This window comes from Streptomyces sp. CNZ287, assembly GCF_007827615.1.
Genome location: NZ_VISV01000003.1, coordinates 490,555 through 516,081 on the forward strand (window position 1 = coordinate 490,555; position 25,527 = coordinate 516,081).

21 protein-coding genes are annotated in these 25,527 nt (G+C 74.4%); 12 read left to right on the forward strand and 9 right to left on the reverse strand.

Translation table 11 applies throughout. The features are described 5' to 3' along the window. Positions 1-39: 39 nt before the first annotated feature. The 7 genes from FB457_RS09665 to FB457_RS09695 all read right to left on the reverse strand — a co-directional run bounded on the left by FB457_RS09665 (position 40) and on the right by FB457_RS09695 (position 9,860). Positions 40-507, reverse strand: coding sequence for a GtrA domain-containing protein (locus FB457_RS09665; RefSeq protein ID WP_047018592.1), 468 nt, complete (start codon positions 505-507; stop codon positions 40-42). A 252-nt stretch (positions 508-759) separates the two neighbouring features. After that, the gene (locus FB457_RS09670) at positions 760-1,332 is read right to left on the reverse strand and encodes a dihydrofolate reductase family protein (protein ID WP_047018591.1); all 573 of its coding nucleotides are present in this window, start codon (positions 1,330-1,332) and stop codon (positions 760-762) included. A 140-nt stretch (positions 1,333-1,472) separates the two neighbouring features. Next, on the reverse strand, positions 1,473-2,570 hold the full coding sequence (locus FB457_RS09675; protein WP_145781509.1) for a baeRF3 domain-containing protein: 1,098 nt from the start codon (positions 2,568-2,570) through the stop codon (positions 1,473-1,475). A gap of 86 nt (positions 2,571-2,656) precedes the next feature. Next, complete coding sequence (locus tag FB457_RS09680; protein ID WP_047018589.1) at positions 2,657-3,541, reverse strand: universal stress protein; 885 nt, start codon at positions 3,539-3,541, stop codon at positions 2,657-2,659. 212 nt (positions 3,542-3,753) lie between these two features. Continuing rightward, positions 3,754-5,223: a glycoside hydrolase family 76 protein gene (locus tag FB457_RS09685; RefSeq protein WP_145781510.1), complete on the reverse strand. Its 1,470-nt coding sequence runs from the start codon at positions 5,221-5,223 to the stop codon at positions 3,754-3,756. Positions 5,224-5,353: 130 nt separating this feature from the next. Further along, complete coding sequence (locus FB457_RS09690) at positions 5,354-6,781, reverse strand: multicopper oxidase family protein (RefSeq protein ID WP_253911463.1); 1,428 nt, start codon at positions 6,779-6,781, stop codon at positions 5,354-5,356. A gap of 763 nt (positions 6,782-7,544) precedes the next feature. Next, positions 7,545-9,860 (reverse strand): serine/threonine-protein kinase, encoded by a 2,316-nt coding sequence (locus FB457_RS09695; protein WP_145781512.1) that lies wholly within the window; start codon positions 9,858-9,860, stop codon positions 7,545-7,547. 185 nt (positions 9,861-10,045) lie between these two features. Here FB457_RS09695 and FB457_RS09700 point away from each other — a divergent pair, with 185 nt between their 5' ends. Continuing rightward, positions 10,046-10,726, forward strand: a complete 681-nt coding sequence (locus FB457_RS09700) for a hypothetical protein (RefSeq protein WP_047018586.1) — start codon at positions 10,046-10,048, stop codon at positions 10,724-10,726. A gap of 70 nt (positions 10,727-10,796) precedes the next feature. On the opposite strand, the gene FB457_RS09705 is transcribed toward FB457_RS09700, so the two are convergent. Beyond that, positions 10,797-11,915, reverse strand: coding sequence for a peptidoglycan recognition protein family protein (locus tag FB457_RS09705; protein ID WP_047018585.1), 1,119 nt, complete (start codon positions 11,913-11,915; stop codon positions 10,797-10,799). Between the two features lie 260 nt (positions 11,916-12,175). Between FB457_RS09705 and FB457_RS09710 the strand changes: the two genes are divergently transcribed. The 11 genes from FB457_RS09710 to FB457_RS09760 all read left to right on the forward strand — a co-directional run bounded on the left by FB457_RS09710 (position 12,176) and on the right by FB457_RS09760 (position 24,366). Next, complete coding sequence (locus FB457_RS09710) at positions 12,176-12,811, forward strand: helix-turn-helix domain-containing protein (protein WP_047018584.1); 636 nt, start codon at positions 12,176-12,178, stop codon at positions 12,809-12,811. 64 nt (positions 12,812-12,875) lie between these two features. Further along, positions 12,876-14,072 (forward strand): NAD(P)/FAD-dependent oxidoreductase, encoded by a 1,197-nt coding sequence (locus tag FB457_RS09715; protein ID WP_047018583.1) that lies wholly within the window; start codon positions 12,876-12,878, stop codon positions 14,070-14,072. A 124-nt stretch (positions 14,073-14,196) separates the two neighbouring features. Further along, positions 14,197-14,448: a (2Fe-2S)-binding protein gene (locus FB457_RS36015; RefSeq protein WP_253911462.1), complete on the forward strand. Its 252-nt coding sequence runs from the start codon at positions 14,197-14,199 to the stop codon at positions 14,446-14,448. Further along, a complete protein-coding gene (locus FB457_RS09725) occupies positions 14,445-15,806 on the forward strand; it encodes an FAD/NAD(P)-dependent oxidoreductase (RefSeq protein WP_216725725.1) in 1,362 nt (453 codons plus the stop codon). Before FB457_RS36015 ends, FB457_RS09725 begins: the two co-directional genes overlap by 4 nt. A 96-nt stretch (positions 15,807-15,902) precedes the next feature. Further along, positions 15,903-16,907, forward strand: a complete 1,005-nt coding sequence (locus FB457_RS09730; protein ID WP_145781514.1) for a proline racemase family protein — start codon at positions 15,903-15,905, stop codon at positions 16,905-16,907. Positions 16,908-17,003: 96 nt separating this feature from the next. Further along, positions 17,004-17,276 carry a hypothetical protein gene (locus tag FB457_RS09735; RefSeq protein WP_253911461.1) on the forward strand — a complete coding sequence of 91 codons (273 nt, stop codon included), beginning with the start codon at positions 17,004-17,006 and terminating at the stop codon, positions 17,274-17,276. Between the two features lie 87 nt (positions 17,277-17,363). After that, entirely contained in the window at positions 17,364-19,193 is a 1,830-nt protein-coding gene (recQ, locus tag FB457_RS09740; protein WP_047018580.1) for a DNA helicase RecQ, read from the forward strand. Between the two features lie 214 nt (positions 19,194-19,407). After that, entirely contained in the window at positions 19,408-20,034 is a 627-nt protein-coding gene (locus FB457_RS09745; protein ID WP_047018579.1) for a (2Fe-2S)-binding protein, read from the forward strand. After that, positions 20,031-21,014 carry an FAD binding domain-containing protein gene (locus FB457_RS09750; protein ID WP_047018578.1) on the forward strand — a complete coding sequence of 328 codons (984 nt, stop codon included), beginning with the start codon at positions 20,031-20,033 and terminating at the stop codon, positions 21,012-21,014. The genes FB457_RS09745 and FB457_RS09750 overlap by 4 nt, the downstream gene beginning before the upstream one ends. Beyond that, positions 21,011-23,197 (forward strand): xanthine dehydrogenase family protein molybdopterin-binding subunit, encoded by a 2,187-nt coding sequence (locus FB457_RS09755; RefSeq protein ID WP_145781515.1) that lies wholly within the window; start codon positions 21,011-21,013, stop codon positions 23,195-23,197. The genes FB457_RS09750 and FB457_RS09755 overlap by 4 nt, the downstream gene beginning before the upstream one ends. Before the next feature lie 14 nt (positions 23,198-23,211). Continuing rightward, positions 23,212-24,366, forward strand: a complete 1,155-nt coding sequence (locus FB457_RS09760) for an XdhC family protein (protein ID WP_047020454.1) — start codon at positions 23,212-23,214, stop codon at positions 24,364-24,366. Here FB457_RS09760 and FB457_RS09765 read toward each other — a convergent pair. Next, complete coding sequence (locus FB457_RS09765; RefSeq protein WP_047018576.1) at positions 24,363-25,496, reverse strand: PQQ-dependent sugar dehydrogenase; 1,134 nt, start codon at positions 25,494-25,496, stop codon at positions 24,363-24,365. The genes FB457_RS09760 and FB457_RS09765 overlap by 4 nt on opposite strands. Between the last annotated feature and the right edge of the window lie 31 nt (positions 25,497-25,527).

A 25,527-nucleotide genomic window follows, 5' to 3' on the forward strand; every position in this document is an offset into this window, starting at 1 on the left:
GCCGTCTTCGAGGGGCCGGGGCCCGGCCGTGCGGAGCCGCTACGCGGCCATCGTCACCGACGTCCGGGCGAGGGCCGGCGTGCGGTGGCCGCGGCGGGTGCGGCGGTCGTCGGCGAAGACGACGGCGCGGAGGACCGCGAAGCGGCCTATGCCCGCCAGGGCCGACGCCGCGAGGTAGACGGCCTGTTCGGTGACGACCGAGGGGTTCGCCTGCGCCGCGTGCAGCGCCAGCAGCGCGGCGGTGGTGAAGGCGTAGCAGACGGCGACCGTCAGCGCCGACTGGAGGTGGACGCGCCAGCCGCCGCGCTCGCTGCGGAACGACACCCGGCCGTGCAGCTCGGTGGCCAGCAGCGTCGAGACCACGGTGATCAGCGCGTTGGCGACCATCATCGGCATGGCACCGTCGAGGAGCACGAGCGCGCCGCTGGAGGCCAGTCCGACGCCGCCGCCGCAGGCCACGAACCGGGTGAAGGCCGCGACTGCCGGGCGGCTGGGGAGCTGGATCACGGTGTCCTCCGAGGTCGGTGCGCACCGCCGTTGCGATGCCACCCTCGAAGTTACGGATCATCCGCGCCCGGCACGATCCGGGTTCCCCCCGGCCCTGGTAGGGGTTACCCCCCCTTCGCCCCCTAGGGCTGGACTCCCCCTGCGGTAGCGGTCAGGGCCACCGCGCCCACCGGTCCCGGGGCCCCGGACCCGCCCTCCTGCCAGGGCGGTTACCCCGTCGCGCACCGGAACCTCCCCGCCCGCCGGGGAGGTTCAGTGGAGGACGTCGAAGACGTTCTTCTGGATGCCGTTGGCGTACGCCTCCGCCGCGACCAGCTTCAGCTTCTGGGTGTCCTTGGAGGTGTCGCTGTAGAGGCGCTTGCCCGCGCCCAGCAGCAGGGGGAAGACCAGCAGGTGGTAGCGGTCGATGAGGCCCGCGTCCGCCAGGCCGTGGTTGAGGGTCGCGCTGCCGTGGACGATGATCGGCGCGCCCTCCGTCTCCTTCAGGGCGGCGACGTCGTCGAGGGAGCGGAGGATCGTGATGTCGCCCCAGTCGGTGACGAGGTCGTCCTCGGCGAGGGTGGTGGAGACGACGTACTTCGGCAGCACCTTGTATCTGGCGAACTCCTCCATGCCCGGCCACACCGGGCTGAACGCCTCGTAGCTGACGCGGCCCATCATCAGCGCGCCGGCTTCCTCCTGCTCCTCGCCCTTGAGCGCGTACGCCTCCGGAAGGAACTCGGTCTCCTTGAAGGTCCAGCCGGAGTTGCGGTAGCCGGGCTCGCCGCCCGGGGCCTCCATGACGCCGTCGAGAGAGACGAAGGCGGTGCTGATGAGAGTGCGCATGGTCGGTGGCTCCTGGTCCGGTGGTGGCTGCGGCGGGGTGGCCCCGCGCCGCTTGCTGTCATCCTTTACGACGGCACCGGCGCCCGGAAGTCATCGCCCGCCGCGCGCCTGCCTTCGGCTCCCGGTCCCCCGGCGCGGCCTCAGTAGCGCAGCACCGCCGCGATGCGCTCGTGGTCCGCGAGGGCGTCGTCGGGGACGAACGTGACGTCGGCGCCGGTGTCGAGGGCCTGCTCGACGATCTCGTCCACGATGTCGTGGCGGGCCTGCGGGTCGTCGTCCTCGGCCGGGACCAGGTGATCGTCGTCGGCCGAGCGCACGGTGACGCGGTAGTTCTCCTCGACGACCAGGCGGTGGACGCGGCCGTCGGTGACCTTCGACCAGACCTCGTCCACGCCGCCCGCGAAGGCCCGGCGGCCCCGGGCGTCGTCCAGGGCGGCGATGGCCGCGGCGGCGTGCTGGCGGGCCTGGGTCTCCCGGGCCGGGGCGACGGCACGGGCGACCGCGTCCGGCGGGCCCTGGGCCAGGCCGCCGTGGTGGATGTGGACGGCGGTCGCGGAGGCGGTGCCGGTGCCGGCGAGGAGGGCCAGGGCGGCGTCCTCGCCCGTGGCGTAGAGGGGCCGGGGGTCCTGGGCGAGGACGGCGTGCAGCGCGGCATCGGCGTCGCGCAGGAAGGTGCGGACCTCCTCGTCGCGGAACTTGCTGGGCGTGTCCCCGATCCGCTCCTCCCGCTCCGTGTCCGGGTTGTCCACCGTCCTGGTCATCGGGAAGCCCCCGGCGGTGGCCTCGGTGACGCGCTCGCCCGAGCCGCTCCACAGGGTGACGCGGTCGGCGGCCAGGGACAGCACCCAGTACGGGCGCTGCGCCGCGTAGGCCGCCACCAGGTTGCGGGTGAGGAAGGAGTCGGCCAGCACGACCCGCTCGGGGACGGCGCGCGGGAGGGCGAACACCCGGTGCTCGGCCACGGTGGCGAAGATGACGACGCCGTCGAGCGCCAGGGAGAGGTCGGTCTCCTCGACGGCCGCGGCGAGCTGCGCGCGGATCTCCTCGCGGGCCGCGCGGGTCACGCCGGGGTCGCGGTCGAGCTGCCGCTCGGCCTCGGCGATGACGTTGCGCAGCCGCACGGAGTCCTCCGCGTTGCGGGGCGCGCGCCGGTGCGTGGGCAGCGTGAGCGACACGGCGGGGTACGGGCGCCGCTCGCGCAGTTCCGCGAGCGCCGTGGGGGTGAGCGAGGTGTCCATCGTGCCTCTCCAGGTCCTTCGGCCGTCGGTGCGGCGGGATCAGGGCCGGTCAGGGCCGGGGGTCGGGGCGTGGGGGCCGGTGCCGGTCAGGAGCGCCCACCCGCGCCGCGTACGACGGCGACCGGGCAGTGCGCGTGCTGCAGGAGCGCCTGGCTGACCGAGCCGAGGAGCAGCCCGGCGAAGCCGCCGTGGCCGCGGGCGCCGGTGACGAGGAGGCCGGCGTCCTTGCTGGCCTCGATGAGCAGTTCGCGGGCCGAGCCCTCGACGGCGGTACGTTCGACCCGTACGTCCGGATACGACTTCTCGGCGCCCGCCAGCGCCTCGGCGAGCACCCGGTCGCCCTCCGCGGCCGGTCCGTCCGCGGTGGGCCTGGCGGGCTCGTCCCGCCGCGGCGCGTACCTGGTCCAGGCGCTCCACACGTGCAGCGCGACGAGTCCCGCGCGCCGCCTGGCCGCCTCGGCGAAGGCGAACTCGACGGCGGCGGCCCCGGCCGGCGAGCCGTCGACCGCCAGCAGCACGGGACCGCGGGGGCCCGCGCCGCCGGCGCGTACGACGAGCACGGGGCAGTGGCCGTACGCGGACAGGTGGACCGCCGTCGAGCCCACGAGCAGCCGGGTGAACGCGCTGAGGCCGCGGCCGGCGACCACCGCCAACTGCGCGGTCTTCGTCTCCCTGACCAGGATCTCCATGGCCTCCCCGGTCACCACGGCCCCGTGGGCCGTGACCCGGGGCTCCGCCGAGCGGGCGTGCGCCACGGCGTCCTCGACGGCCTTCTCCGCCTCCTTGCGCAGCGCGGTGTCCCCCGGGAGCATCCCGGGGGCGCCGGGGTAGGCGCCGAAGGCCGGCCAGAGGAACGCGTGCACGACCCGCAGGGGGCAGCCGCGCAGCTTCGCCTCGCGCGCGGCGACCGCGACCGCGTCGAGGCCCGCCGCGGAGCCGTCCACGCCCACGACGACCGGCGCAGTCTCCATCCCGCCACTCTCCGTTCCCGCGCGCCTCACGCCTCCCGCGGGCCGCACACCAGGGGTCCTGACCCGAGCCTGTGCCACCCGCGCCGGACACACCAGCGCTACGCCCGCAGTCGGGTGACCGCCCCCGGGGCGTGCCGCCGGCGGCGCCCCGGGCCCGGGAGGAGACGACCGCGGGAATCGGGGAGCGCGGTCCCGGTGATCCGTGACAACGGCTACGGGGCCGCGTTCATCAGGTCCAGGGCGCTCTGCTGGCGGGCCGCGTCCGTCGTGTCCAGGGGGCCGTACCAGCGCAGGCCGTACTGGTCGAGCGCGTTGCGGTCGGCGGCGTGGGCGCGGTCCGCCTGGCGTGTGAGGTAGGCGGTGTACGGGTGGTCGGGCAGGGCGGCGTTGAGCTTGCCCAGGCCGCGGACGTGGGCGCCCTTGAAGGACGGGCCGTCGGCGCCGCAGTCGCCCGACTCGCAGGGGTCGCGCAGGATGCCGTCCGCGGTGTGCAGTGAGGGCGCCGTGGTGGCGGCGTCGGCGAGGCGGCGGGCGGTGGTCAGGAGGGTGTCGTCGCCGGTGGCGCGGTGGAGTTCGGTGAGGGCGCCGAGCAGCACGCCCTGGTTGTACGACCAGACCGGCTGGCCGTTGTTGCGGCAGGTGCCCAGGTCGATGCCGTCGTTGACCAGGGAGGAGCCGTTGATCATGCCGGTGCCCTGGAACCAGCTCCAGCCGTCGCGCGCCCGCTTCAGATACGCGGTGTCGCCCGCGATGCGGTTGTGCAGGGCCGCGTTGAGGTGGATGTAGAGGGAGTTGGAGATGGCGTTCTTGTACGTCTTCGCCTGGCTCCACCACACGCCGCCGCCGCAGCGGCCGTCCCAGTACGCGGCCATGTGGTCGGCGTCGGCGCGGGCGGTGTCGAGGTAGCGGCGGTCGCCGGTCAGGTCGTACGCGGCGATCCAGGCCAGGCCCCACCAGCCGGTGTCGTCGATGTAGTCGTTGCGGAACTGACCCTGGTGGGCGCCGAGCTGGCGGTCGTAGGTGTGCCCGATGGCGTACTCGTAGCTGCGCATGCCGCTCACGCGGATGTTGTCGATGACGGCGGTGAGGGCGTTGGCGGAGTTCCACCAGCCGGTGGTGGCGAAGAGGCCGGTGGCCTGGTCGTAGAAGGACATCTGCGCGGTGGCGGCGGCGGTTCTGCGGTCCCAGGCGTTCCAGGTGCTGCGGGCCCACGGGGTGCAGGCGATGTCGGGGCGGTCGGCGGCCTTGCCGCAGGCGCGCAGGGCGCCGACGCCGCGGTTCGCCCAGTCGTCGACGTTGTACATGCCGGTGCGCCAGCCGCGCTGGCCGGCGGGGACGGCGGTGTTGCCGAGCCGGCTGCCGGAGGCCCAGGTGCGGCCGCCGTCGAAGGAGCGGTCGAGCCAGACCTCGTCGCCGGGGCTGCCGTTGCCGATCGTCGCCCAGCCCATGGCGCTGTCGTCGTCCACGTGCAGCGCGAGGGTGCGGGAGAAGAGGGTGGCGGTGACCGCGGTGCGGTCGCGGGTGGCCTGGGCGGGATCGCGGGCGTCGCAGTAGACGTTGCAGATCCGGGCGAGCTCGGGCGCGGCGGGTGTGGGCTGCGCGGCGGAGGTGGGGGCGGGGACGGCGGCCAGGGAGCCGGCGGCCAGCGCGGCCGCCGCCGTCAGCGTCGCTAAGCGCTTCATAGGCACACAGTGACCGGATGTCATGTTTACGTCAATGACGGTCGGCCGCGTCGTACTCGACCAGGGCCGGGGCAGTACGACCAGGCCGGCCGGGGAGGCCCCCGGCCGGCACGTCGGCGGGCCGTTCCGGTCAGGCGATCTTCATCGTCGCCATCATGCCCATCGCGGAGTGGTCGAGCATGTGGCAGTGGTAGACGTACGAGCCCTTGTGGGTGTCGAACGTCGCCTGGACCTTGACCGTCTCGTTCGGGCGCAGGTTGACGGTGTCCTTCAGCCCCGCCTCGCCCGGCCCCGGCGCCTGGCCGTTGCGCTCCAGGACGCGGAACTGGACGAGGTGCATGTGGAAGTTGTGCCACGCGATCTGGTTGAGGTTCTTGATCGTCCAGATCTCGCTGGCGCCGAACCGGATCTGCTGGTCCACCCGGGCCGGGTCGTACAGCTTCTCGTCTATGTACGCCTGCGGGGACGGCCGGCCGTCCTCGTCCATCCGCAGGGTGACGGTGCGCTCGGCGGTCGGCTGCGGCAGCGGCGGCAGCTCGCGCAGCACGTCGGGCACGCGGCTGCTGTCCTTCGCGGTCCTGACGATGTCGAAGCGCAGCACCTGGCCGACGAGTTCGGGGGTGCCGAAGCCGCCGGTGTTCTTCAGCACGACGCTGCTGCCGACGGCGTAGCGGGAGAAGTCGATGACGACGTCGGCGCGCTCGGCGGCGGACAGCGGGATGGCGGTGGTGCGGTACGGGCGCGGCAGCAGCCCGCCGTCGGAGCCGATCTGGATCATCTCGCTGTCGTCCTCCAGCCGCAGTTCCATGAAGCGCTGGTTGGAGGAGTTGAGGAGCCGGATGCGGTACTTGCGGGCGGCGACCTGGACGTACGGGTACGCCTTGCCGTTGGCGATCATCGTGGAGCGCTGCCGGTCGCCCATCGTGTAGTGCAGTCCCGTCGCGTCCACGTTGGCGTCGCGGATGGCGATGGGCAGGTCGTACTGCCCGGTGGGCAGCGGCAGCGCCTCTTCGACCTCGTCGGTGATGAGGTACTGGCCGGAGAGCCCGCGGTAGACGTTCTCGGACTCGATGTGGTGGGCGTGGTCGTGGTACCAGAGCGAGGCGTGCGGCTGGGTGTTGGGGTAGTAGTACGTACGGTCGGCGCCCGGGGCTATGGTCTCCATCGGCTGGCCGTCGTGCTGCGGCTCCACCTCCCCGCCGTGTAGGTGCACCGACGCGGGCACGTCGAGCCGGTTGCGCTGCTGGATGACGACGGGACGGCCGCGGCGCGCCTTGATCAGCGGGCCGGGGAAGCTGCCGTTGAACGTGAGCACCTGCGACTGGACGCCGGGGATTATCTCCGCGGTCCCCGGCTGCATCGTCATGACGTAGACGTCGACGCCGCCGGCCGTCGACACCGGGGACAGCACCGTGGGCCGCGGCATGGGCTGGGTGAAGGGCGTGACCGCGAGTGCGGTGTTCGCCGCCCGCTCCGCGCCGGCGGGCTCGGCCCCGGCCGGTGTGGTCACCAGCGGCACTAACGCCGCGCCGGTCACCCCCGTGCACGCCGTTGCCATACCCGCAGCGAGCACCCTGCGCCGACTCACCATGAAAATTGCCTCCATCGAACTGTGAACTTGTGTGCGCCCCGGAACGCCGGATCGCCACGGCGCCGTGGCGGACGGGGATCAGGGGGTGCGGGAGGGATGAGGGTCGTGGTGTCCAGACGGTCCCGGGGGTGTGCCACCCGGGCCGTGGACAGTCCGTGCGGTCACCGGTGCGGGCCGGGTCCGGGAGCCTTTGGGCCCGGCCCGCAACGGGTTCTGCGGGATCCGTAACGGATCGACAGGAGAGGTGTGAGCGACTCGCACCCCACGTCCGCAGTATGGATCGCCCCACTTGGGACTGACTTGATTTCATGCAGGAGGGATGGCGGCAAAGCCCGAAGCGGACTGATTCATTCTTCAACAACATGAACGCGGACCGGACACGGCCACGCGCGGGATCCGGCCGGCACGCACGCCGCGGGCGGTGCTCCGCCGCAGGTAGGCGGCGGGTTGAGGGGCCCGCCGCGCGGCGGTCGGCGGCGGCCCCCACGGAAGGCCCGCCTCCACCCGCCCGCGGGCGCGCACTTCTTGACGACTTCTTTACTCACCGATGGGCGGGCGGGCGGCCTGCCGTCCAGCCCTCGGCGGCGGCGAGAGTGCGGACCAGCGCCGCGAGACCGGGGGCCCCGGCTTACGCTCCGAGCGGCACGTGCCCCGCCACCGATGGGAGTTGGCCATGACGACCGACGCCGGCACCGCGGCCTGAGACCGCTCCGGATGCCGCCGCCGGGGGTCAGACCGCCGGTTCTCCCTCGGTGGCGGTGCGGTGGGCGGCGACTTCGGCCCGCAGGCGCTCGGCCTCGTCGTGCTCCCCCGCCTCGTCGAGGTGGAACGCCTGCCACTCGCGGACGCAGAGGGCTTCCGGGTTGCCGGGGCCCTCGACGCGCGCCCAGTCGGCCGCGACCTCGGCCAGCAGCCGGGCCGCCTCGGCATGGTCCCCCGCCCCGCCGACGTAACGGGCGTGGAAATAGCGCGCGTTCATGGTGTCCTTGCAGTCGGGCCCCATGACGCGCTCCCAGTCGGCCGCGACCTCGTCCATCAACCGCGCCGCCTCGGCGTATTCGCCCGCCTCTCCCAGCTCCCACGCGCTGAGGTGGCGGGCGAGCAGGGTGTCGCGGTGGTCGGGGCCCAGGAGGCGCGCGTGGTCGGCGGCCAGTCCGGCGTGCAGCCGGGCGGCCTCCACGTGCTCCCCCGCCGCGCCGAGATAAGTAGCGTGGCGCTCGCGCGCGCTCAGGGTGTCGTCGTGGTCAGGACCCAGGACGCGACCGGCGTCGGCGGCCAGTTCCGCGTACGCACGCACGGCCTCCGCGTGCTCCCCGGCCTCCCCGAGATGGCGGGCCCTGCTGCCGCGGGCGGCCAGGGTCTCGGCATGGTCGGGCCCCCGCACCCGGGAGAGGTCGGGGATGAGTTCGCTCATCAGGCGGGCGCCTTCCGCGTACTCCCCCGCCGATCCGACGTAGTGGGCGTGGAGCATGCGGGCGACCAGGGTCTTCTCGTGGTTGCGGCCGTGCACGCGGATCCGGTCGTCGAGGAGGTCGGCGAAGAGGCGCGCCGCCTGCGCGTAGTCCCCCGTGTCCGCGAGGTTGCAGGCGTGCAGATGGCGGGTGAGCAGCGTGTCGGGGTGGTCGGGGCCGCGCAGGCGCACCATGTCGGCGACGAGGTCGGCGAGCAGGGGCACGGCTTCCCCCGGCCGGCCCGCGTTCCCGAGCGCTTCCGCGTGGTGCCGGCGGGTGAGAAGCGTGTCCCGGTGATCGGGCCCCCGCAGCCGCAGAATGCGCGGCAGGACGTCGGCCAGCAGCCGCTCGGCCTCCGCGTACCGGCCCGTCTCCGCGAGCGCCCGGGCCTGGTGCTGGCGGGTGAACTGCACGTCGGGATGGTCGGGTCCCAGCACGCGGGTCCGGTCCGCGACGAGTGCGGCGAGCTGCCGTTCGGCTTCCTCGTACCGGCCCGACCTGGTGAGCTTGAGCGCCTGCCGGTGGCGGCGCCGCAGCGCGCGGGGGCGGTCCTCCTTCGGTACGCGGCCGGAGGCGGCGGGGGCGGGCGGGGCTTCCGGCTCCGGCTCCTGCGGCTGCCCCGGCTCCGTCGGGGTGTACCGCGGGGGCGCGGTGGCCGTGGGCGCGGCATGCGGGGGCGGCGGGGCGCCGTCGGGTTCGGTGGCCCGCGCCGTACCGGGTACGGCGCGGGCCTCGATGAGGGTGTGCACGGCCTCGGGCCACGGCGCCGCGGCGGAGAAATCGTCGCCCGGGTCCCACTCCGCGGCGATGAGGCCGAGGAGTTCGGCGGGGGTGGGCCGGTCGTCCGGGTTCTTGGCCAGGCACGCCGCGGCGAGGGTACGTATCCGCTCGGGCACCTCGTCCAGGTGCGGTTCCGCCGTCACCACGCGGTGCAGCACGCCCAGCGGCGCGCCGTGCCCGAACGGCTCGACGCCGCCGGCGGCGTAGGCCAGTACGGCGCCGAAGGAGAAGACGTCCCCCGGCTGGCGGACTTCGCCGTCCTGGGCCTGCTCCGGGCACATGAAGCCCGGCGTGCCGATGGTCGCGCCCGTCCCGGTGAGCACGGTGCCGTCCACGGCCCGGGAGATCCCGAAGTCGATGACCCGCGGGCCGTCCGCGGCCAGCAGCACGTTCGACGGCGTGAGGTCGCGGTGGAGCAGCCCTTCGGCGTGGATGGCCTGGAGCGCCTCGACCAGCCCGGCGGCCAGCGGCCACACCGCGTCCTCGGGGAACGGCCCGGCCGCGCGCACGGCTTCGGCCAGGGAGGGGCCGGGGACGTAGAGCGTGGCGATCCACGGCGGATCGTCCTCCGGGCCCGCGGCCATCACGGGCGCGGTGTACGCGCCGCTGACCGACCGCGCGGCGGCCACCTCCCGCCGGAACCGGCCGCGGAACTCGGGCTGCCGCGCCAGGTGGGCGTGCACCACCTTCACCGCCGCGGCCCGCCCGCCGGGCGACCGGCCGAGGAACACCTCCCCCATGCCGCCCGCGCCCAGCCGGCCGCGTAGCACGAAGTCGCCCACCCGGGCGGGATCCCCAGCCGCCAGCGGCTCCACGGCACTCCTCCTTCCGCACCGGAGCACACGTCCCCCCGGCACTGCTCGACCCCTACCCAACCACCTGGAGAGCCGCCGTAGTCGACCTTGGCGGCAGGTGCGCGCGAATCACCTCGTGACGGGGGGACCCGTCCCGGGCCCGGGGCATTATCGTGCGGGCGGATCGTGGCGGGAGGAGCGGCATCGTGGGACGTGCGCGACGGGGCGTGGCCGGGCTCGTGCTGGCCGCGGTCGCCGGGCTGGCGGGGACCGCCGCCTGCACCGGGGGCGATGACGGCGGTGACGCGAAGGGGCGGAAGGAGGCGGACCCGACCGCTTCCCCCGACCCGCTGCCGCGTACGCCGCCGCCGGCGCGGCAGACGGTGGCGAGCAGCGAGGACGCCTGCGACTTCACCGGGCCGTTCGAGGCCGGCAAGGTGAAGCCGTACCTTCCCGGCGGGCCCGCATACGAGGGCCCCGGGCCGCATCCGGCCGTGCTCTTCAAGGACGACATCGCCGTCGACGAGAGCGAGCCGCCCCAGCTTCCGGGCGACTGGACGCCGGACTTCGCGAACACCGACACCCAGCTCGTGGTCTGCCAGTACGACGACGACAGCCACGACAGCCGCACCGTGGGCACCTGCACCTATCTCGGCGGCTCGCACAACACGGGCGACGGCGTGGTCGACGTGCAGAGCGCGCGCTACGTCTTCCGGGTCTTCGAGGCCGCCACCGGCGAGCCGGTGACGAAGTTCGCCCTGGACGGCACGACGAGCCCGCAGCAGACGTGCCCCGACTCGGCCCTGTATCCGGCCACGGACTTCCAGTTGGTGACGAGCGAAGCGCTCGCCGACCGGCTCCGCCCGTTCGTGGCGGGCCGCCGCTGACACCGGCGACCGTCGCGGGCCCTCGGGGGGCGCGGCGGTCGCCGGTGCCGTTCCGTACGTGCTCAGGCCCTCAGGACAGCAACTGCTTCCACACCGTCGCGTCCAGCTCCCGGCCCGCCGGCGCCCGCCGCCCGCGGCCGAGCAGCGCCTCGACGGCCTTCCCGACCTCGCCGCCCGCCCCGGCGCGCCCGCGCGGGGTGATCATCGGCCAGATGTCCGCGCCGAGATAGCCGGTCTCGTCGTTGCGCTTGTGGAACTCCGCCGAGCAGGAGTGCCGCTCGACACCGCCCTCCTCGGCGAGCTTGGCCACGGCCCGCTTCGTCTCCGGGCCGAAGAGCCCGTCGGCGGGCAGCCCGGTGAACCCGCGGGCGCGCAGCAGGTGCTGCGCCGCGCGCACCACGGGGCCGCTGTCGCCGGGGCGCAGCAGCGGCCAGACGGCGGTCCGCTCGGGCTTCGGGGCGCCGAGCACCCCGGCCACCGCGTCGCGCAGCTCCGGCAGGCGGGCGTAGAGCACGTCGCCGGGGCACTCGGTGGAGTTGAAGTCGCGGTGGCCCTGGATGTTCTCGACCGGCCGCCCGTACTGGCCGGCGATCCAGGCGACCATCGCGACGAGCGAGTCCCACAGCGCGGTGGGCACGTCGACGTCGGTGTAGAGGCCCTCGTTCTCGATGCCGATGACCTCGCTGTTGCGGCCGCCGACATTGGCGCCCTGCACGTGCTGGGTGCCGCCGCGCACGACGCCCAGGCTCTCGTGCCGGCCTTCGAGGCAGTATCCGCCGCGGCTGATGGTGAACTGCTGGCCGGTGTCGCCCCACCCCTGGGTGTCCATGTGGAAGTTCTGGATGGACCGGCAGATTTCCATGGCGTGTTCGAGCGAGTAATCCTCGCTGTTGCCCGGTTCCGCGGTGTGGTGGACGGCGATGTACGTCGGCACGTGGTCGAGGATGACGATGTCGGTCGCCGGGGGTCGGGCACCCCATTCCGCGGTGCCGTAGATGCGCGGCTCGGGCGCCGCGAGCGCGCGGGCGCCGCGCGCCGGGGCGGTGGCCGCGCCGGGCGCGGCCAGGGTCGCTGAGCTGGGCGCGGCGTGTGCGAGCCCCGCAGCGCCGAGGCCGAGCGCACCGGCCGCGGAGGCGGTCAGTCCGCCGCGCAGCAGGGCGCGGCGGTCGAAACCCGGATGTGCTGCCATCCTGGTCTCCTTCTTCAGGTGGGGGGTGGATGTGGGGGGATCAAGGATTGTGCGCGCGCTGTCCGGTCGGCCATGAAAACATCCAGGACATGCACACGACAACCCCTGAGTAACAACGGCCCCTATTCCACGGGGAATTGGGGTCAAATCCCGCGTCAATGGGCCGACCAATGAAACCGACGATACGCGAATAGCCAATACGCTCGTCGCCGCCTCGCCGGGCGCGGGGTAGCCTCTCGCACGACTGTCGAGGAGGTCCGGTGGTACGCGAACAGGCAGGCCGGGTGCTCGGGGCCAACCTGCGGGCGCTGCGCGCCCGGGCGGGGCTCTCCCTCTCCGGGCTGGCGCGCGCCTCCGGGATCGCCAAGGGCACGCTGTCGCAACTGGAGTCCGGGACCGGGAACCCCACCATCGAGACGGTGTTCAGTTTGTCGAACGCTCTGGGGGTGCCGGTGTCCTCGCTGCTCACCGAGCGCGAGGACCCCGACGTGCTGCTGGTGCGCTCGGCGGGCCTCGACGTGCTCAGCAGCAACGCGGTCGACCTGCGGATGCTGCGCCGGATGGACCTCACCGACACGGTCGTCGAGCTGTACGACCAGCGGGTGCGCCCCGGCGAGGTGCAGCACTCGGCGGGCCACCCCGGGCGCGAGCACGTCGTCGTCACCTCCGGGCGGCTCCGGGTGGGCCCGCCGGAGGCACCGTACGAGCTGGGCCCCGGCGACTACGTCTGCTTCCCGGCCGCCGCCCCGCACGTCTACGAGACGGTCGGGGGCCCGGTGCTCTCGGTGCTGATGCTGGAGTACCCGGCCGCCGCGCACCCGGTCCCGCCGGTCGCCTCGTGCGCCGTGCCGGCGCCGCGGCAGAACGCACCTCGCGTCCCCGGAACAGGGGCTTGACCGCCGATCGGCGCCCTCCATACGCTCGTTGGCGTTCGTTTTAATGAACGGAGGTGGGCGGCAGGTGGCGTACGACGTCGTGGTCGTGGGCGCCGGCGTGATCGGCGCGGCCTGCGCCGAGGCGCTGACCGCCGCCGGGCTCTCGGTGGCCGTGCTCGACCGCGGCGCCCCCGCGAGCGGCACCACCGCCGCGGGTGAGGGCAACGTCCTGGTCTCCGACAAGGCGCCGGGACCCGAACTGGCCCTCGCCCAGTGCTCCCGCCGCCGCTGGCCCCCTCTGCTCGCGGAACTGCGCGACCTGCTCGGTCCGCGCCGCGCGGAGGCGGAGTGGGAGGCCAAGGGCGGCCTCGTCGTCGCCACCGCGCCCGCGGCGGCGAGCGCGCTCGCGGACTTCGCCGCGGCCCAGCGCACCGCGGGCGTCCGGGCGGAGCCGGTGACCCCCGCGGAGGCCGGGGCGCTGGAGCCGCACCTCACCGTGGACGTCACGGCGGCCGTCCACTACCCGCAGGACGGCCAGTTGCAGCCGGTGCTCGCGACGACCGCGCTGCTGGCGGCGGTACGGGAGCGGGGCGGGCGGGTGCGCGCCGGTGTCACCGCGCGCGGGGTCGAGACCGGAGCCGGGGGCGCCGTCACCGGCGTGCGCACCGACCGGGGCACGGTGCCGTGCGGCGCGGTCGTCAACGCCTGCGGCCCGTGGGCCGGCCGGTTCGCCGCGGCGGCGGGGGCGCCGGTCGCGGTACTGCCGCGGCGCGGTCTCGTCCTCGTCACCGCCGCGGTGCCGGCGGGCACGGTGCGCCACAAGGTCTACGACGCCGACTACGTCGGCGCGGTCGCCGGCGGCACCGCGGCGCTGCAGACGTCGACCGTCGTGGAGGCCACACGTGCCGGGACGGTGCTCGTCGGCTCCAGCCGGGAGCGGGCCGGCTTCGACGAGACGGTGCGGGTGGCGGTGCTGCGCGAGCTGGCGCGCAAGGCGGCCGGGCTGTTCCCCGTGCTCGCCGGAGTCCCGGTGATCCGCGCGTACGGCGGCTTCCGGCCGTACGTCCCCGACCACCTGCCGGTGATCGGCGAGGACCCGCGGCGCCCCGGGCTCTGGCACGCCACGGGCCACGAGGGCGCGGGCATCGGGCTGGCGGCGGGCACCGGGAAGTTGCTGGCGGACCTGTTCACGGGGCGGGCACCCGAGGTGCCCGCGGAGCCGTTCCGGGTGGACCGGCCGGGAGTCATGGCGGAGGCGGAGGCGGCGGATGAACCGGCGTAGGCGGGGGCGGGCGTGGCGCGGCGGCGGGGCCGGTGCGGGAGGACCGTTGCCGGACCGTGCGGCGGGGGCCGGTGAGCGGCGTCCGGGCGCGGCCCCGGCGGGACGGGGCGGGGACCCGTTGAGCGTGCGGGTCGACGGGGAGGAACTCGTCACCGAGGCGGGGCGGACCGTCGCCGGGCTGCTGCTGGCGCTCGGCCGGGTGTCCTGGCGCACGACCCGCGGCGGCGGCCGGCCGCGCGGCGTCTTCTGCGGCATCGGCGTCTGCCACGACTGCCTCGTGGTCGTCAACGGGGCCGCCGACGTCCGCGCCTGCCAGCGCCTCGTCCGCGACGGCGACGACATCCGCAGCCAGGACGGCGCGGAGCTGCCGGCGTGAGCGGGCCCCGGGTGGAAGGGCCCGTCGTCGTCATCGGCGGCGGCCCCGCCGGGATGGCCGCCGCCCGGGCCGCGGCCCGGCACGGCGTCCGCGTCCTGCTCGTGGACTCCGGCGCGGCGCTCGGCGGCCAGTACCACCGGCAGAACTCCCTTGCGGGCCGCGACCGGTTCGCGCTGCCGCCCGGCGTCGGGCATCTGCCGCACACCGTCGTCTGGGCGCTGGAGCCCGTGCCGGAAGGCGGGCACCGGGTGCACCTGCACACCGGCCCCGCCGACGGCCCCGGCCGTACCGCGCGCAGCGTGGCGACCCGCGCGCTGGTGCTGGCCACCGGGGCGTACGACAGGGCGCTGCCGTTCCCCGGCTGGGACCTGCCCGGCGTCTACACCGCGGGCGCCGCGCAGGCGCTGGCGAAGGGGCAGGGCGTGCGCGTCGGCGAGCGGGTCCTGGTGGCGGGCACCGGTCCTTTCCTGTTGCCGGTCGCCGCGTCGCTGACGGCGGCCGGGGCCGGGGTGGCCGGGGTGCTGGAGGCCGCCGAGCCGGTCACGGCCTGGCTGCGCCGGCCCGCCGACGCCGTCGCCGGATGGCGCAAGTCCGGCGAACTCGCCGGGTACGGCGCGCTCCTGGCCCGCCACCGCATCCCCTACCGGCGCCGCACCGCCGTCGTCGCCGCGCACGGCACGGACCGCGTGGAGGCGGTCACCACCGCGCGCCTCACTTCCGGCTGGGAGATCGTGCCGGGCAGCGAGCGGCGGGTGGAGGCCGACGCGGTGTGCGTCGGCTTCGGGTTCGTCCCGCAGGTGGAGACCGCCCTCGCCGCGGGCTGCGCGCTCGACGGCGGGTTCGTCGCAGTCGACGCGGCGCAGGCCACCTCGGTGCCGGGGGTGTTCGCGGCGGGCGAGCTGACGGGGGTCGGCGGCGCCGGCCCCGCCGCCGCGGAGGGCGAGGTCGCGGGCGTCGCCGCCGCGAAGCTCCTCGGCGCCCGCCCGGCGCCCCCGGCGGCGGCGCTGCGCCGGGTACGGGCCGGACGCGGGTTCGCCGCCGCGCTGGCGCGGGCGTACCCGGTGCCGGACGGGTGGCGCACCTGGCTGGCCGACGACACCCTGGTGTGCCGCTGCGAGGAGGTCCCGTACGGCGAACTGCGCCGCGCGGTGCGGGAGCGCGAGGCGCTCGGGGTCCGGGCCGTGAAGCTGGTCAGCAGGGCGGGGCTCGGCCAGTGCCAGGGCCGCGTGTGCGGCCCCAACGTCGCCTGCCTGACGGGCCTGGCGGACGCGGCGGCGTTCGCGCGCCGCCCGATCGCGTCGCCGGTACGGCTGGGCGAGCTGGCCGAGCCGCCCGCGGACCCGGAGCCGGGAACGTGACCGTCCCCGTACCGCCACACCGTCCTTTCAAGGAGAGCGCCATGCCGCACGACACCCTGGACAGAGCCGCCCCGGCCCACCCGGCGGGGGTGTGACATGCGCGCCTCCCGCTACTTCACGGCCGTCGACTCGCACACCGAGGGCATGCCGACCCGGGTGATCACCGGCGGCGTCGGGGTGGTCCCGGGCGCCACGATGGCCGAGCGCCGCGCGTACTTCGCCGAGCACCTGGACGACATCCGGCAACTGCTGGTGAACGAGCCGCGCGGGCACGCCGCGATGAGCGGCGCGATCCTCCAGCCGCCGACCCGGCCGGACGCCGACTACGGCGTGCTCTACATCGAGGTCTCCGGGCTGCTGCCGATGTGCGGGCACGGCACGATCGGGGTGGCCTCGGTGCTGGTCGAGACCGGGATGGTCACGGTCACCGAGCCGGTCACGGAGGTCCGTCTCGACACGCCCGCGGGGCTGGTGACCGCCCGGGTCGCGGTCTCGGGCGGCAAGGCGGAGTCGGTGTCGTTCCGCAACGTGCCGTCGTTCGCGCTGGAGCTGGACGCGGCGGTGGAGGTACCGGGCCTGGGGCGGGTCACGTACGACATGGCGTTCGGGGGCAACTTCTACGCCATCCTGCCGATCGAGCGCCTGGGCATCCCGTTCGCGAAGGCGGAGAAGGAGCGGATGCTCACCGCGGGCCTGGCGATCATGGACGCGGTCAACGAGCGGAACAGGCCGGTGCACCCGGCGGACCCCCGGATCTCGGGCTGCAAGCACGTCCAGTTGACGGCGCCGCCCGCGGGCGGCCCGGCGGACGCGCGCAACGCGATGGTCATCCACCCGGGCTGGTTCGACCGCTCCCCCTGCGGCACGGGCACGTCGGCGCGGATGGCGCAGTTGTACGCGCGCGGGGAGCTCGAGCTGGGCGCGGACTACGTCAACGAGTCGCTGCTCGGCACGCTGTTCACGGGGCGCCTGGAGGCCGGGACGGAGATCGCCGGCCTGCCGGCCCAGATCCCCACGGTGACGGGCCGCGCCTGGATCACGGGCATGTCCCAGTACCTCCTGGACCCCGACGACCCCTTTCCCGCCGGCTTCACACTGTAGTTCCGGGCCCCCGCGGGAGGGCTCCCGGGCGCTCCGTCCTACGGTGCCGGTGGTGGCGCCCGGACCGCCGGGTGCACCGACGCGGAGGAGCGTGGCATGGCACGGCGGTGGAAGCTCGGCGCGACGGCGATGGCCGCGGGCACGGCACTGCTGGTCGCGGGGTGCACCGACCCCCCGACCGACTCCAGCGAGATCGTCACCTTCACCGACGGGCACGGCCGCGTGTGCACGGGCTCCGTCGTCGTGGACCGGGAGCAGAACGAGGGCACCGACTACGAGATCACCGGCCTCGACTGCGAGTACCCGCCCGAGGGCCGGAGCCCGGGCCCCGACTCGTACCGCCCGCTGCCGCAGCGGGAGTCCGACTAGCGCAGGACCCGACCGGACCGGCCGCGCCCCCCGGCCGGTCCGGAGGTCGCCCCGCGGGGTGTCGGTGGCGGGGCATAAACTCGCCCGATGAGTTCCACCGAGGCGCTGCAGGTCCTCAGCAAGGTCTTCGGCTACGAGTCGTTCCGCGAGGGGCAGCAGGAGATCATCGACCATGTCGTGGGCGGCGGCGACGCCCTCGTGCTGATGCCCACCGGCGGCGGCAAGTCCCTGTGCTATCAGATTCCCGCGCTGGTCAGGCCCGGTACCGGTGTGGTGATCTCGCCGCTCATCGCGCTCATGCAGGACCAGGTCGACGCGCTGCGCGCCCTCGGCGTGCGGGCCGGGTTCCTCAACTCCACGCAGGATCCCGACGAGCGGCGGATGGTGGAGGCCGAGTTCCTCGCCGGGGAGATCGACCTGCTCTATCTGGCGCCCGAGCGGCTGCGGGTGGAGTCCACGATGCGGCTGCTCGACCGCGGGACCGTCGCGCTGTTCGCCATCGACGAGGCGCACTGCGTCGCGCAGTGGGGGCACGACTTCCGGCCCGACTACCTCGCGCTGTCGGCGCTCTCCGAGCGCTGGCCGGACGTGCCGCGCATCGCGCTCACCGCGACCGCGACCAAGGCGACGCACGCGGAGATCGCGAGCCGGCTGCAACTGGAGCAGGCGCGGCACTTCGTGGCCAGCTTCGACCGGCCGAACATCCAGTACCGCATCGTGCCCAAGCGGGAGCCGAAGAAGCAGCTCCTGGAGCTGCTGCGCACCGAGCACGCGGGCGACGCCGGCATCGTCTACTGCCTGTCGCGCAAGTCCGTGGAGGACACCGCGGCCTTCCTCGTAGAGAACGGGATCGACGCGCTGCCCTACCACGCCGGGCTGCCCGCGGCGACCCGCGCCGAGCACCAGTCGCGGTTCCTGCGCGAGGAGGGCATGGCGATCGTCGCCACCATCGCGTTCGGCATGGGCATCGACAAGCCGGACGTGCGCTACGTCGCCCATCTCGACCTGCCGAAGTCCGTCGAGGGGTACTACCAGGAGACCGGCCGCGCAGGACGCGACGGCCAGCCGTCCACCGCGTGGCTCGCGTACGGGCTCCAGGACGTGGTGCAGCAGCGCAAGCTCATCGACGGCTCCGAGGGCGACGACGCGCACCGGCGGCGGGCGAGCGCGCACCTCGACGCGATGCTCGCGCTCTGCGAGAGCGTCGACTGCCGGCGCTCGCAGTTGCTCGCGTATTTCGGCCAGAGCGGCTCCCCCTGCGGCAACTGCGACACGTGCCTCACGCCCCCCGAATCCTGGGACGGCACGGTCGCCGCGCAGAAGCTGCTGTCCACGGTGGTGCGGCTGCGGCGCGAGCGGCGGCAGAAGTTCGGCGCCGGGCAGATCGTCGACATCCTCATGGGCCGCAAGACGGCCAAGGTCATCCAGCACGACCACGACACGCTCTCGGTCTTCGGCGTCGGCGACGACCTCGCGGAGCACGAGTGGCGCGGTGTCGTACGGCAGTTGCTCGCGAAGGGGCTCCTGGCCGTCGAGGGCGACTACGGCACGCTGGTGCTCACCGAGGAAGCCGACGAGGTGCTCTACCGGGGCCGCAAGGTGCCGCTGCGCACCGAGCCCAAGCGGGCGGCGAAGGCGGCGAAGGCGAAGTCCGGGTCCAAGCGCGCCGAGGCCGTCGATCTGCCGGCGGAGGCGGCGTCGCTCTTCGAGCGGCTGCGCGCGTGGCGGGGTGCGACGGCGAAGGAGCAGGGGGTGCCCGCGTACGTGATCTTCCACGACGCGACGCTGCGGCAGATCGCCACCGAGCGCCCCGGCTCGCTCGCCTCGCTGGGTTCCGTCAGCGGCGTCGGCGAGAACAAGCTCGCGAAGTACGGCGAGCAGATCCTTGCGGTCGTCGCGGAGGACGACGCCGGCTGAGACCGGGCGGCCCCTGCCTCGGGGCGGGTCCCGGCGAGCCGGATCCCGGGCAGGGGCACGGGCAACGGCAGCAAAGGACAGCGGCACCGGACCCTCGCGCGACGGCGGTATCAATGTAAACAGTTCTGAGTTATCACCTTGACCGTTCCGACGTTAACATGCTTCCGTTATCCACGGAAACAGCGTGTCGGGGCGATCCAGGAGATGCAGACATATGTCCGAGCACGAGCACACCACCACCGCCGGGCACAGCCGCCGCGGCGTGCTCAAAGCAGGCGGCATCGCCGCCACCGAGCTGGTCGCGACAGGCGGCGTGACCGCCCCCGCGATCGCGGCCGCCGGGGAAGCCGGGGCCCACGCTCCCCCGGACCCGACGGCCGAGATCACGCTCCGCGTCAACGGCGAGGCGCGCCGGGTCACCGTCGAGCCCCGGGTCACCCTCCTGGACGCGTTACGCGAGCGGCTGGGGCTCACCGGCACGAAGAAGGGCTGCGACCGGGGAGAGTGCGGCGCCTGCACGGTCCTCGTCGAGGGCCGCCGCGTCTCGTCCTGTCTGACGCTCGCCGTCATGGAGGACAGCCGGGAGATCATGACGATCGAGGGCCTGGCCGACGGGGACGAACTCCACCCCGTGCAGGCGGCCTTCATCCGCCGGGACGCCTTCCAGTGCGGATTCTGCACCCCCGGGCAGATACTCTCCGCCGTCGCCTGCATCGACGAGGGCCACGCACGGTCCGACGACGAGATCCGGGAGCACATGAGCGGAAACCTGTGCCGTTGCGGCTGCTATCCGAACATCGTCGACGCCGTGCGGGACGCCGCCAGGAGGGCCGGACGATGAAGCCCTTCGACTACGTACGCGCCTCGGGCCCGTCCGAGGCCGCCGGCCTGGTCGCCTCCCGCGACGCAGCGGCGTTCATCGCCGGGGGCACCGAGCTGACGAATCTGATGAAGGACGGCGTCCTCGCTCCCGACCTGGTCGTGGACGTGGGCGGACTCCCCCTCTCCGGCGTCGAACTGCGCGGCGGACGGCTGCACATCGGGGCCACCGCCCGGATGCAGACGGTGGCCGATCACCCGGTGGTCCGCGAACGCTTCCCGGTGGTCTCCCAGGCCCTGCTCGCCTCGGCGTCCCCCCAGGTGCGCAACCGGGCCACGATCGGCGGCAATCTCATGCAACGCACCCGCTGCGGGTACTACCGCGACACCGGCAGCCCGTGCAACCGGCGCATGCCCGGCAGCGGCTGCCCCGCCATCGACGGGCAGAACCGCCGGCACGCGATCCTCGGCGGCAGTTCCCACTGCATCGCCGTGCACCCCTCCGATCTGGCGGTCGCGCTCACCGCTGTGGACGCCCTCGTGCTCACCCTCGGACCCGCGGGCCGGCGCTCGATCGCACTGGCCGACCTCCACCTCCTGCCCGGCTCCACCCCGCACCGGGAGACCGCCCTGCGCCGCGGCGAGATCATCACCGGGGTCGAGGTCCCCGTCTCCCCGGCGGCCCGCACCTCCCGGTATCTGAAGCTGCGCGACCGGGCCTCGTTCGAGTTCGCCGTGGTCTCCGTGGCAGCCGCGCTGGCCTTCCGGGGGAGGGTGGTGACCGACGTCCGGCTCGCCTTCGGCGGTGTCGCGCCCCGTCCGTGGCGCTCGGCCGCGGCCGAGGACGCCCTGCGCGGCCGGCCGTTGACCGGCGCCGCGGTCGCCGCGGCCGGCCGGCATCTGGTGCGCGGCGCCGAGCCGCGCGAGCACAACCGATTCAAGGTCGACTTGGTGCAGCGCGCCCTCGCCGACGTCCTCGACGCCCTGGGAGGCGACCGATGAGCCGGATCGTAGGCAGTCCCGTTCCCCGGATCGACGGTCGCGCCAAGGTCACCGGCGCGGCCACCTACGCCGCGGACGCCGTGGTCGGCGGGGCGCTGCACGGCTTCCTCGCGACGAGCACCGTCGCCCGCGGCCGGATCACCGGCATCGACACCGAAGAGGCCGAGCGCTCGGCCGGGGTGGTCGCCGTCTTCACCCACCGGAACATGCCGCGCCTCACGCGGCCGACATACCTCAGCTTCCTCAAGAGCTCCATCCCCCTGCAGGAGACGGACATCCACCACAGCGGGCAGCCCGTGGCCTACGTCGTCGCCGGGACACTGGAGCAGGCCCAGCACGCCGCCACGCTCGTCGACGTCTCCTACGACACCCGCCGGCCCCGCTCCGCCGTCGCCGACGCGCTCGACGACGCCTTCGTGCCTCCGCCCGGCCTGGCGGGCCCCAACGAGACGACCCGCGGGGACGTGGCGGCAGGGCTGGCCGACGCCGACGTCAGCGTCGACGTCACCTACACCACGCCCATGCACCACCACAATCCCCTCGAACCGTCCACGACGACCGCGGTCTGGGACGGCGGCCGGGTGACGGTGTACGAGTCCGCCCAGGGCGGCCACGCCACCAGGATCTGCGTCTCCGAGGCGCTTGAGGACCTCCCCCTCGGCAACGTGCGTGTGCTCTCGCCGTTCCTGGGCGGGGGCTTCGGCGCCAAGGGTCCGGTCTGGCCGCACACCCTGCTCACCGCCGCCGTCGCCCGGGAGCTGGGGCGCCCGGTGAAGCTGGTGCTCTCCCGCGCCCAGACCTTCACCTCCAACGGGCACCGCGGCGAAGCCCACCAGCGCCTGCGGATCGGAGCCAGGCGGGACGGCACCCTGACCGCCATCGACCATGTCAGCACCCACCAGGTCACCCGCACCGAGCAGGGCATCTTCTCCACCAGCCACTCCACCCGCGTGCTGTACGCCTGCCCCCACGTGCACGTCGCCCAGCGGGCGGTCCGGCTCGACCTGTCCGCGCCGAGCTTCATGCGGCCACCGGAGTCCGTCGGCTCCTTCGGGCTGGAGTCGGCCCTCGACGAACTGAGCTACGCGCTGGACATGGACCCCGTCGAACTCAGGCTGCGCAACCACACGGCCGTCGACCCCGAGACCGGCGAACCGTTCGGCAGCAGGCACCTCATCGAGTGCTACCGGCGCGGAGCGGCCATGTTCCGCTGGAGCGAACGCGATCCGCGTCCGCGGTCGATGCGCGACGGCAGCACCCTGATCGGCTGGGGCATGGCCACCGCGGGGCACACGACGGGCGGCAGGCCGGGCGCCGGCGCCCGGGTGGTCCTCTCCACCGCGGGGCGGGCGGTGGTCCAGGCCGGCACCCACGACATCGGCACCGGGACCTACACGGTCATGACCCAGATCGCCGCGCAGACCCTGGGTCTGGACCTGGACGACGTCGGCTTCGAACTGGGCGACACCGACTACCCCTTCGCCTTCATGTCCGTCGCGTCCGCCACCGTCCCCGGCGTGGGGGCCGCCGTCGCCCGGGCCTGCACCGCTGCCCGCCGATCGCTGATCGGCATCGCGGTCGCCGACCCCCGCTCCCCCCTGCACGGTGTCGCGGCCGAGCAGGTCACCGCGGAGGACGGGGTCCTGTACGTGACCGGCGAACCCCGGCGCCGGGAGCGCATCCGTACCGTCCTCGCCCGGCACGGCAGAGTGGTCGAGGCCACCACCGACCCCGTGCCCATCCCTCCCGGCTACTCGGTCGGCGCGGAGTTCGCCGAGGTGCGCGTCGATCCCAGGACCGGGCGGGTCAGGGTGACCCGCATGGCCGGGGCGTACGACGCCGGCCGCGTCCTCAACCGCAGAACCCTGCGCAGCCAGGCCCTCGGCGGCGCCGTCTGCGCGGTCGGCTTCGCCCTCACCGAGCACACCCTGGTCGACCCCCACCGGGCCCGGGTCGTCCATCCGAACCTCTCCGGTTATCTGGTGCCCGTCAACGCCGACATCCCCCGCATCCAGACGGTGTTCCTCGACGAACCCGACCCTGTACAGCAGGAGGCACTGGGGGCACGCGGCTTCGGCGAGACCCCGGGGACCGGGATGACGGCGGCGATCGGCAACGCCGTCTACCACGCCACCGGGCGCCGGATCCGCGCCCTGCCCATCACCCCGGACAAGCTGCTGTGAGGGGCGCGCACACGGTGAACGCCCTGTGGGAGCGCCTGCACCGGCTGTGGGAGGCGGGCACCCCGTGCGGACTGGCCACGGTCGTGTCCACCTTCGGCTCCGCCCCGCGGCGGCCCGGAGCGATCATGATCTGCGCCCCGGACGGCGGGGTCACCGGCAGCATCTCCGGCGGTTGCGTCGAGGGCGCCGTCCACGACCTGGCCCAGCAGGCCGTCGCGGACGGCACCGCCGTGCTCGAACGCTACGGAGTGGCCGACTCCGACGCCGGGGCCGTCGGTCTGACGTGCGGCGGCACCATCGAGGTCCTCGTCGAGCGCGTCGACCGGCGGTCCTTTCCCGAACTGGGCGTCCTCCTCGGGCACCTGAGATCCGCGACTCCCGTCGCCCTGGCGACCGTCGTCGAAGCCGACCCGTCGTGGCCGGAAGCACGACCGGGGGACCACCTGGTCTGCTGGGCCGGCGGCGCGGCGGGCAGCACCGGCAGCCCCGTCCTCGACGCGCAGACGGCCTCGGCGGCCCGCCGGCTGCTGGCCCAGAACCGCTCCGCCACCGTCCGCCCCGGTCCGGCCGGAGCGGAGTGCGCGCACGGCCCGCGGATCTTCGTCAACTGCCTTGCTCCCCCGCCCCGCATGCTGATCTACGGTGCGGGCGAGTTCGCCTCGGCTCTCGCCCGCCAGGGCGCCCTGCTCGGCTACCGCGTCACGGTCTGCGACGCCCGCCCCGTGTTCACCACCCCGGAGCGCTTCCCGGACGCCGACGAGGTGGTCGTGAACTGGCCGCACCGCCACCTCGCCGACGAAGCCGAGAAGCGGCGCATCGACGACCGCACCGTGGTCGTCTCGCTGACGCACGATCCGAAGTTCGACATACCGCTGCTCACGGCCGCCCTGGAGAGGGATCTGGCCTACGTCGGCGCCATGGGCTCCCGGCGCAGCGTGGCCCAGCGCATCGCGGCACTGCGGGCGGCGGGACTTCCCGCCGCCCGGCTGGCGCGGCTCAGCTCCCCCGTGGGACTCGACCTCGGCGGCGCCGACCCGGCGGAGACGGCGGTCTCCATCGCGGCCGAAATACTCCTGCTGCGCCACGGGCACCACGGGCTCCGCCTGTCCGAGACCGCCGGTCCCCTCCACCGCGAGGCGGCACCGGCACGGATCGCGGGCTTCCGCTAGGAGAGGCCGATCCGCAGGATTCGATCGTCGCCGGGCCGGGGCTCGGTGCCGCCCCAGGTGGCTCCGTCGGTGTTCGACGTCGTGATCCACAGCGAGCCGTCGGGCGCGGTTTCGACCGTCCGGATGCGGCCGTACTCGCCGACGTAATGGGCGATCGGATCGCCGGCCGCCCGGGGGCCGTCGACCGGCAGTTGCCAGAGCCGCTGCCCGCCGAGCGCGCCCATCCAGAGCGAGCCGCCCGCGTAGGCGATGCCGGAGGGCGAAGCGTCGTCGGGGTGAACCGTGAAGAGCGGCGGCTCCCCCGTCTCTCCCGCGGTTCCTTCGGTCTCCGGCCAGCCGTAGTCCGCTCCGGACCGCAGGACGTTCACCTCGTCCCAGGTCCGGTGCCCCAGCTCGGAGGCGTACATGGTGCCGTCCGGGCCGAAGGTGAGGCCCTGCACGTTGCGGTGGCCGGTGGAGTAGACCGCCGTACCGAAGGGGTTGTCGTCGGGGACCGACCCGTCGGGCCGCACGCGCAGCACCTTTCCGCTCAACGACGAGTCATCCGCCGCGTTCCCGGGCCGGAACGCGTCCCCCGTGCCGATCCACAGGTTGCCGTCCGGCCCGATGCGCAGGCGGCCACCGTGGTGGCGATCCGCCGTCTCGATGCCCGAAAGCACCACCCGCTCCCGGGTCACCGACCGGAAGTCGTCCCCGATCCGCAGGGCGACGACGCGGTTCGTGGGCGCCGCGGACACGTAGGCGTACACCGTCCGGTCGCTCGCGAAGTCCGGGGAGGCCGCCAGGCCCAGGAGGCCGCCCTCGGAGCTCTTCCGCACCCCCGGCACCGTGCCGACGAGCGACGTACGGCCTCCGGCCGCGGGGACGCGGCGGATCTCCCCGGACAGCCGGGAGGAGACCAGGGCCGTCCCGTCGGGCAGGAACGTCAGCCCCCAGGGCATGTCGAGCCGTGTAGCGATCTCGGACACCTCGCCAGGGACGACCGCGGCGTCCGCACCGCCGGTGCCGGCGCCGGCCGGGGGCGCGGAGGCCGCCGGCCGGTCGTCCGGCGCCGTACACCCGCCCAGCGCAACGGTCAGCGCGATGACCGCCGCGATGCCGGATCGCCTCTTCGGGATGCTCTCGTTCATGCCCACCGCCTCGACCGCGTATCGCTGGAAA

Coding starts and splice junctions, on each gene's coding strand:
- FB457_RS09670 (WP_047018591.1), bottom strand. CDS start 1,332: ATGCGCACTCTCATCAGCACCGCCTTCGTCTCTCTCGACGGCGTCATG.
- FB457_RS09675 (WP_145781509.1), bottom strand. CDS start 2,570: ATGGACACCTCGCTCACCCCCACGGCGCTCGCGGAACTGCGCGAGCGG.
- FB457_RS09680 (WP_047018589.1), bottom strand. CDS start 3,541: ATGGAGACTGCGCCGGTCGTCGTGGGCGTGGACGGCTCCGCGGCGGGC.
- FB457_RS09685 (WP_145781510.1), bottom strand. CDS start 5,223: ATGAAGCGCTTAGCGACGCTGACGGCGGCGGCCGCGCTGGCCGCCGGC.
- FB457_RS09690 (WP_253911463.1), bottom strand. CDS start 6,781: ATGGCAACGGCGTGCACGGGGGTGACCGGCGCGGCGTTAGTGCCGCTG.
- FB457_RS09705 (WP_047018585.1), bottom strand. CDS start 11,915: ATGGCAGCACATCCGGGTTTCGACCGCCGCGCCCTGCTGCGCGGCGGA.
- FB457_RS09730 (WP_145781514.1), top strand. CDS start 15,903: ATGCGCGCCTCCCGCTACTTCACGGCCGTCGACTCGCACACCGAGGGC.
- FB457_RS09735 (WP_253911461.1), top strand. CDS start 17,004: ATGGCACGGCGGTGGAAGCTCGGCGCGACGGCGATGGCCGCGGGCACG.
- recQ (WP_047018580.1), top strand. CDS start 17,364: ATGAGTTCCACCGAGGCGCTGCAGGTCCTCAGCAAGGTCTTCGGCTAC.
- FB457_RS09745 (WP_047018579.1), top strand. CDS start 19,408: ATGTCCGAGCACGAGCACACCACCACCGCCGGGCACAGCCGCCGCGGC.
- FB457_RS09750 (WP_047018578.1), top strand. CDS start 20,031: ATGAAGCCCTTCGACTACGTACGCGCCTCGGGCCCGTCCGAGGCCGCC.
- FB457_RS09755 (WP_145781515.1), top strand. CDS start 21,011: ATGAGCCGGATCGTAGGCAGTCCCGTTCCCCGGATCGACGGTCGCGCC.
- FB457_RS09765 (WP_047018576.1), bottom strand. CDS start 25,496: ATGAACGAGAGCATCCCGAAGAGGCGATCCGGCATCGCGGCGGTCATC.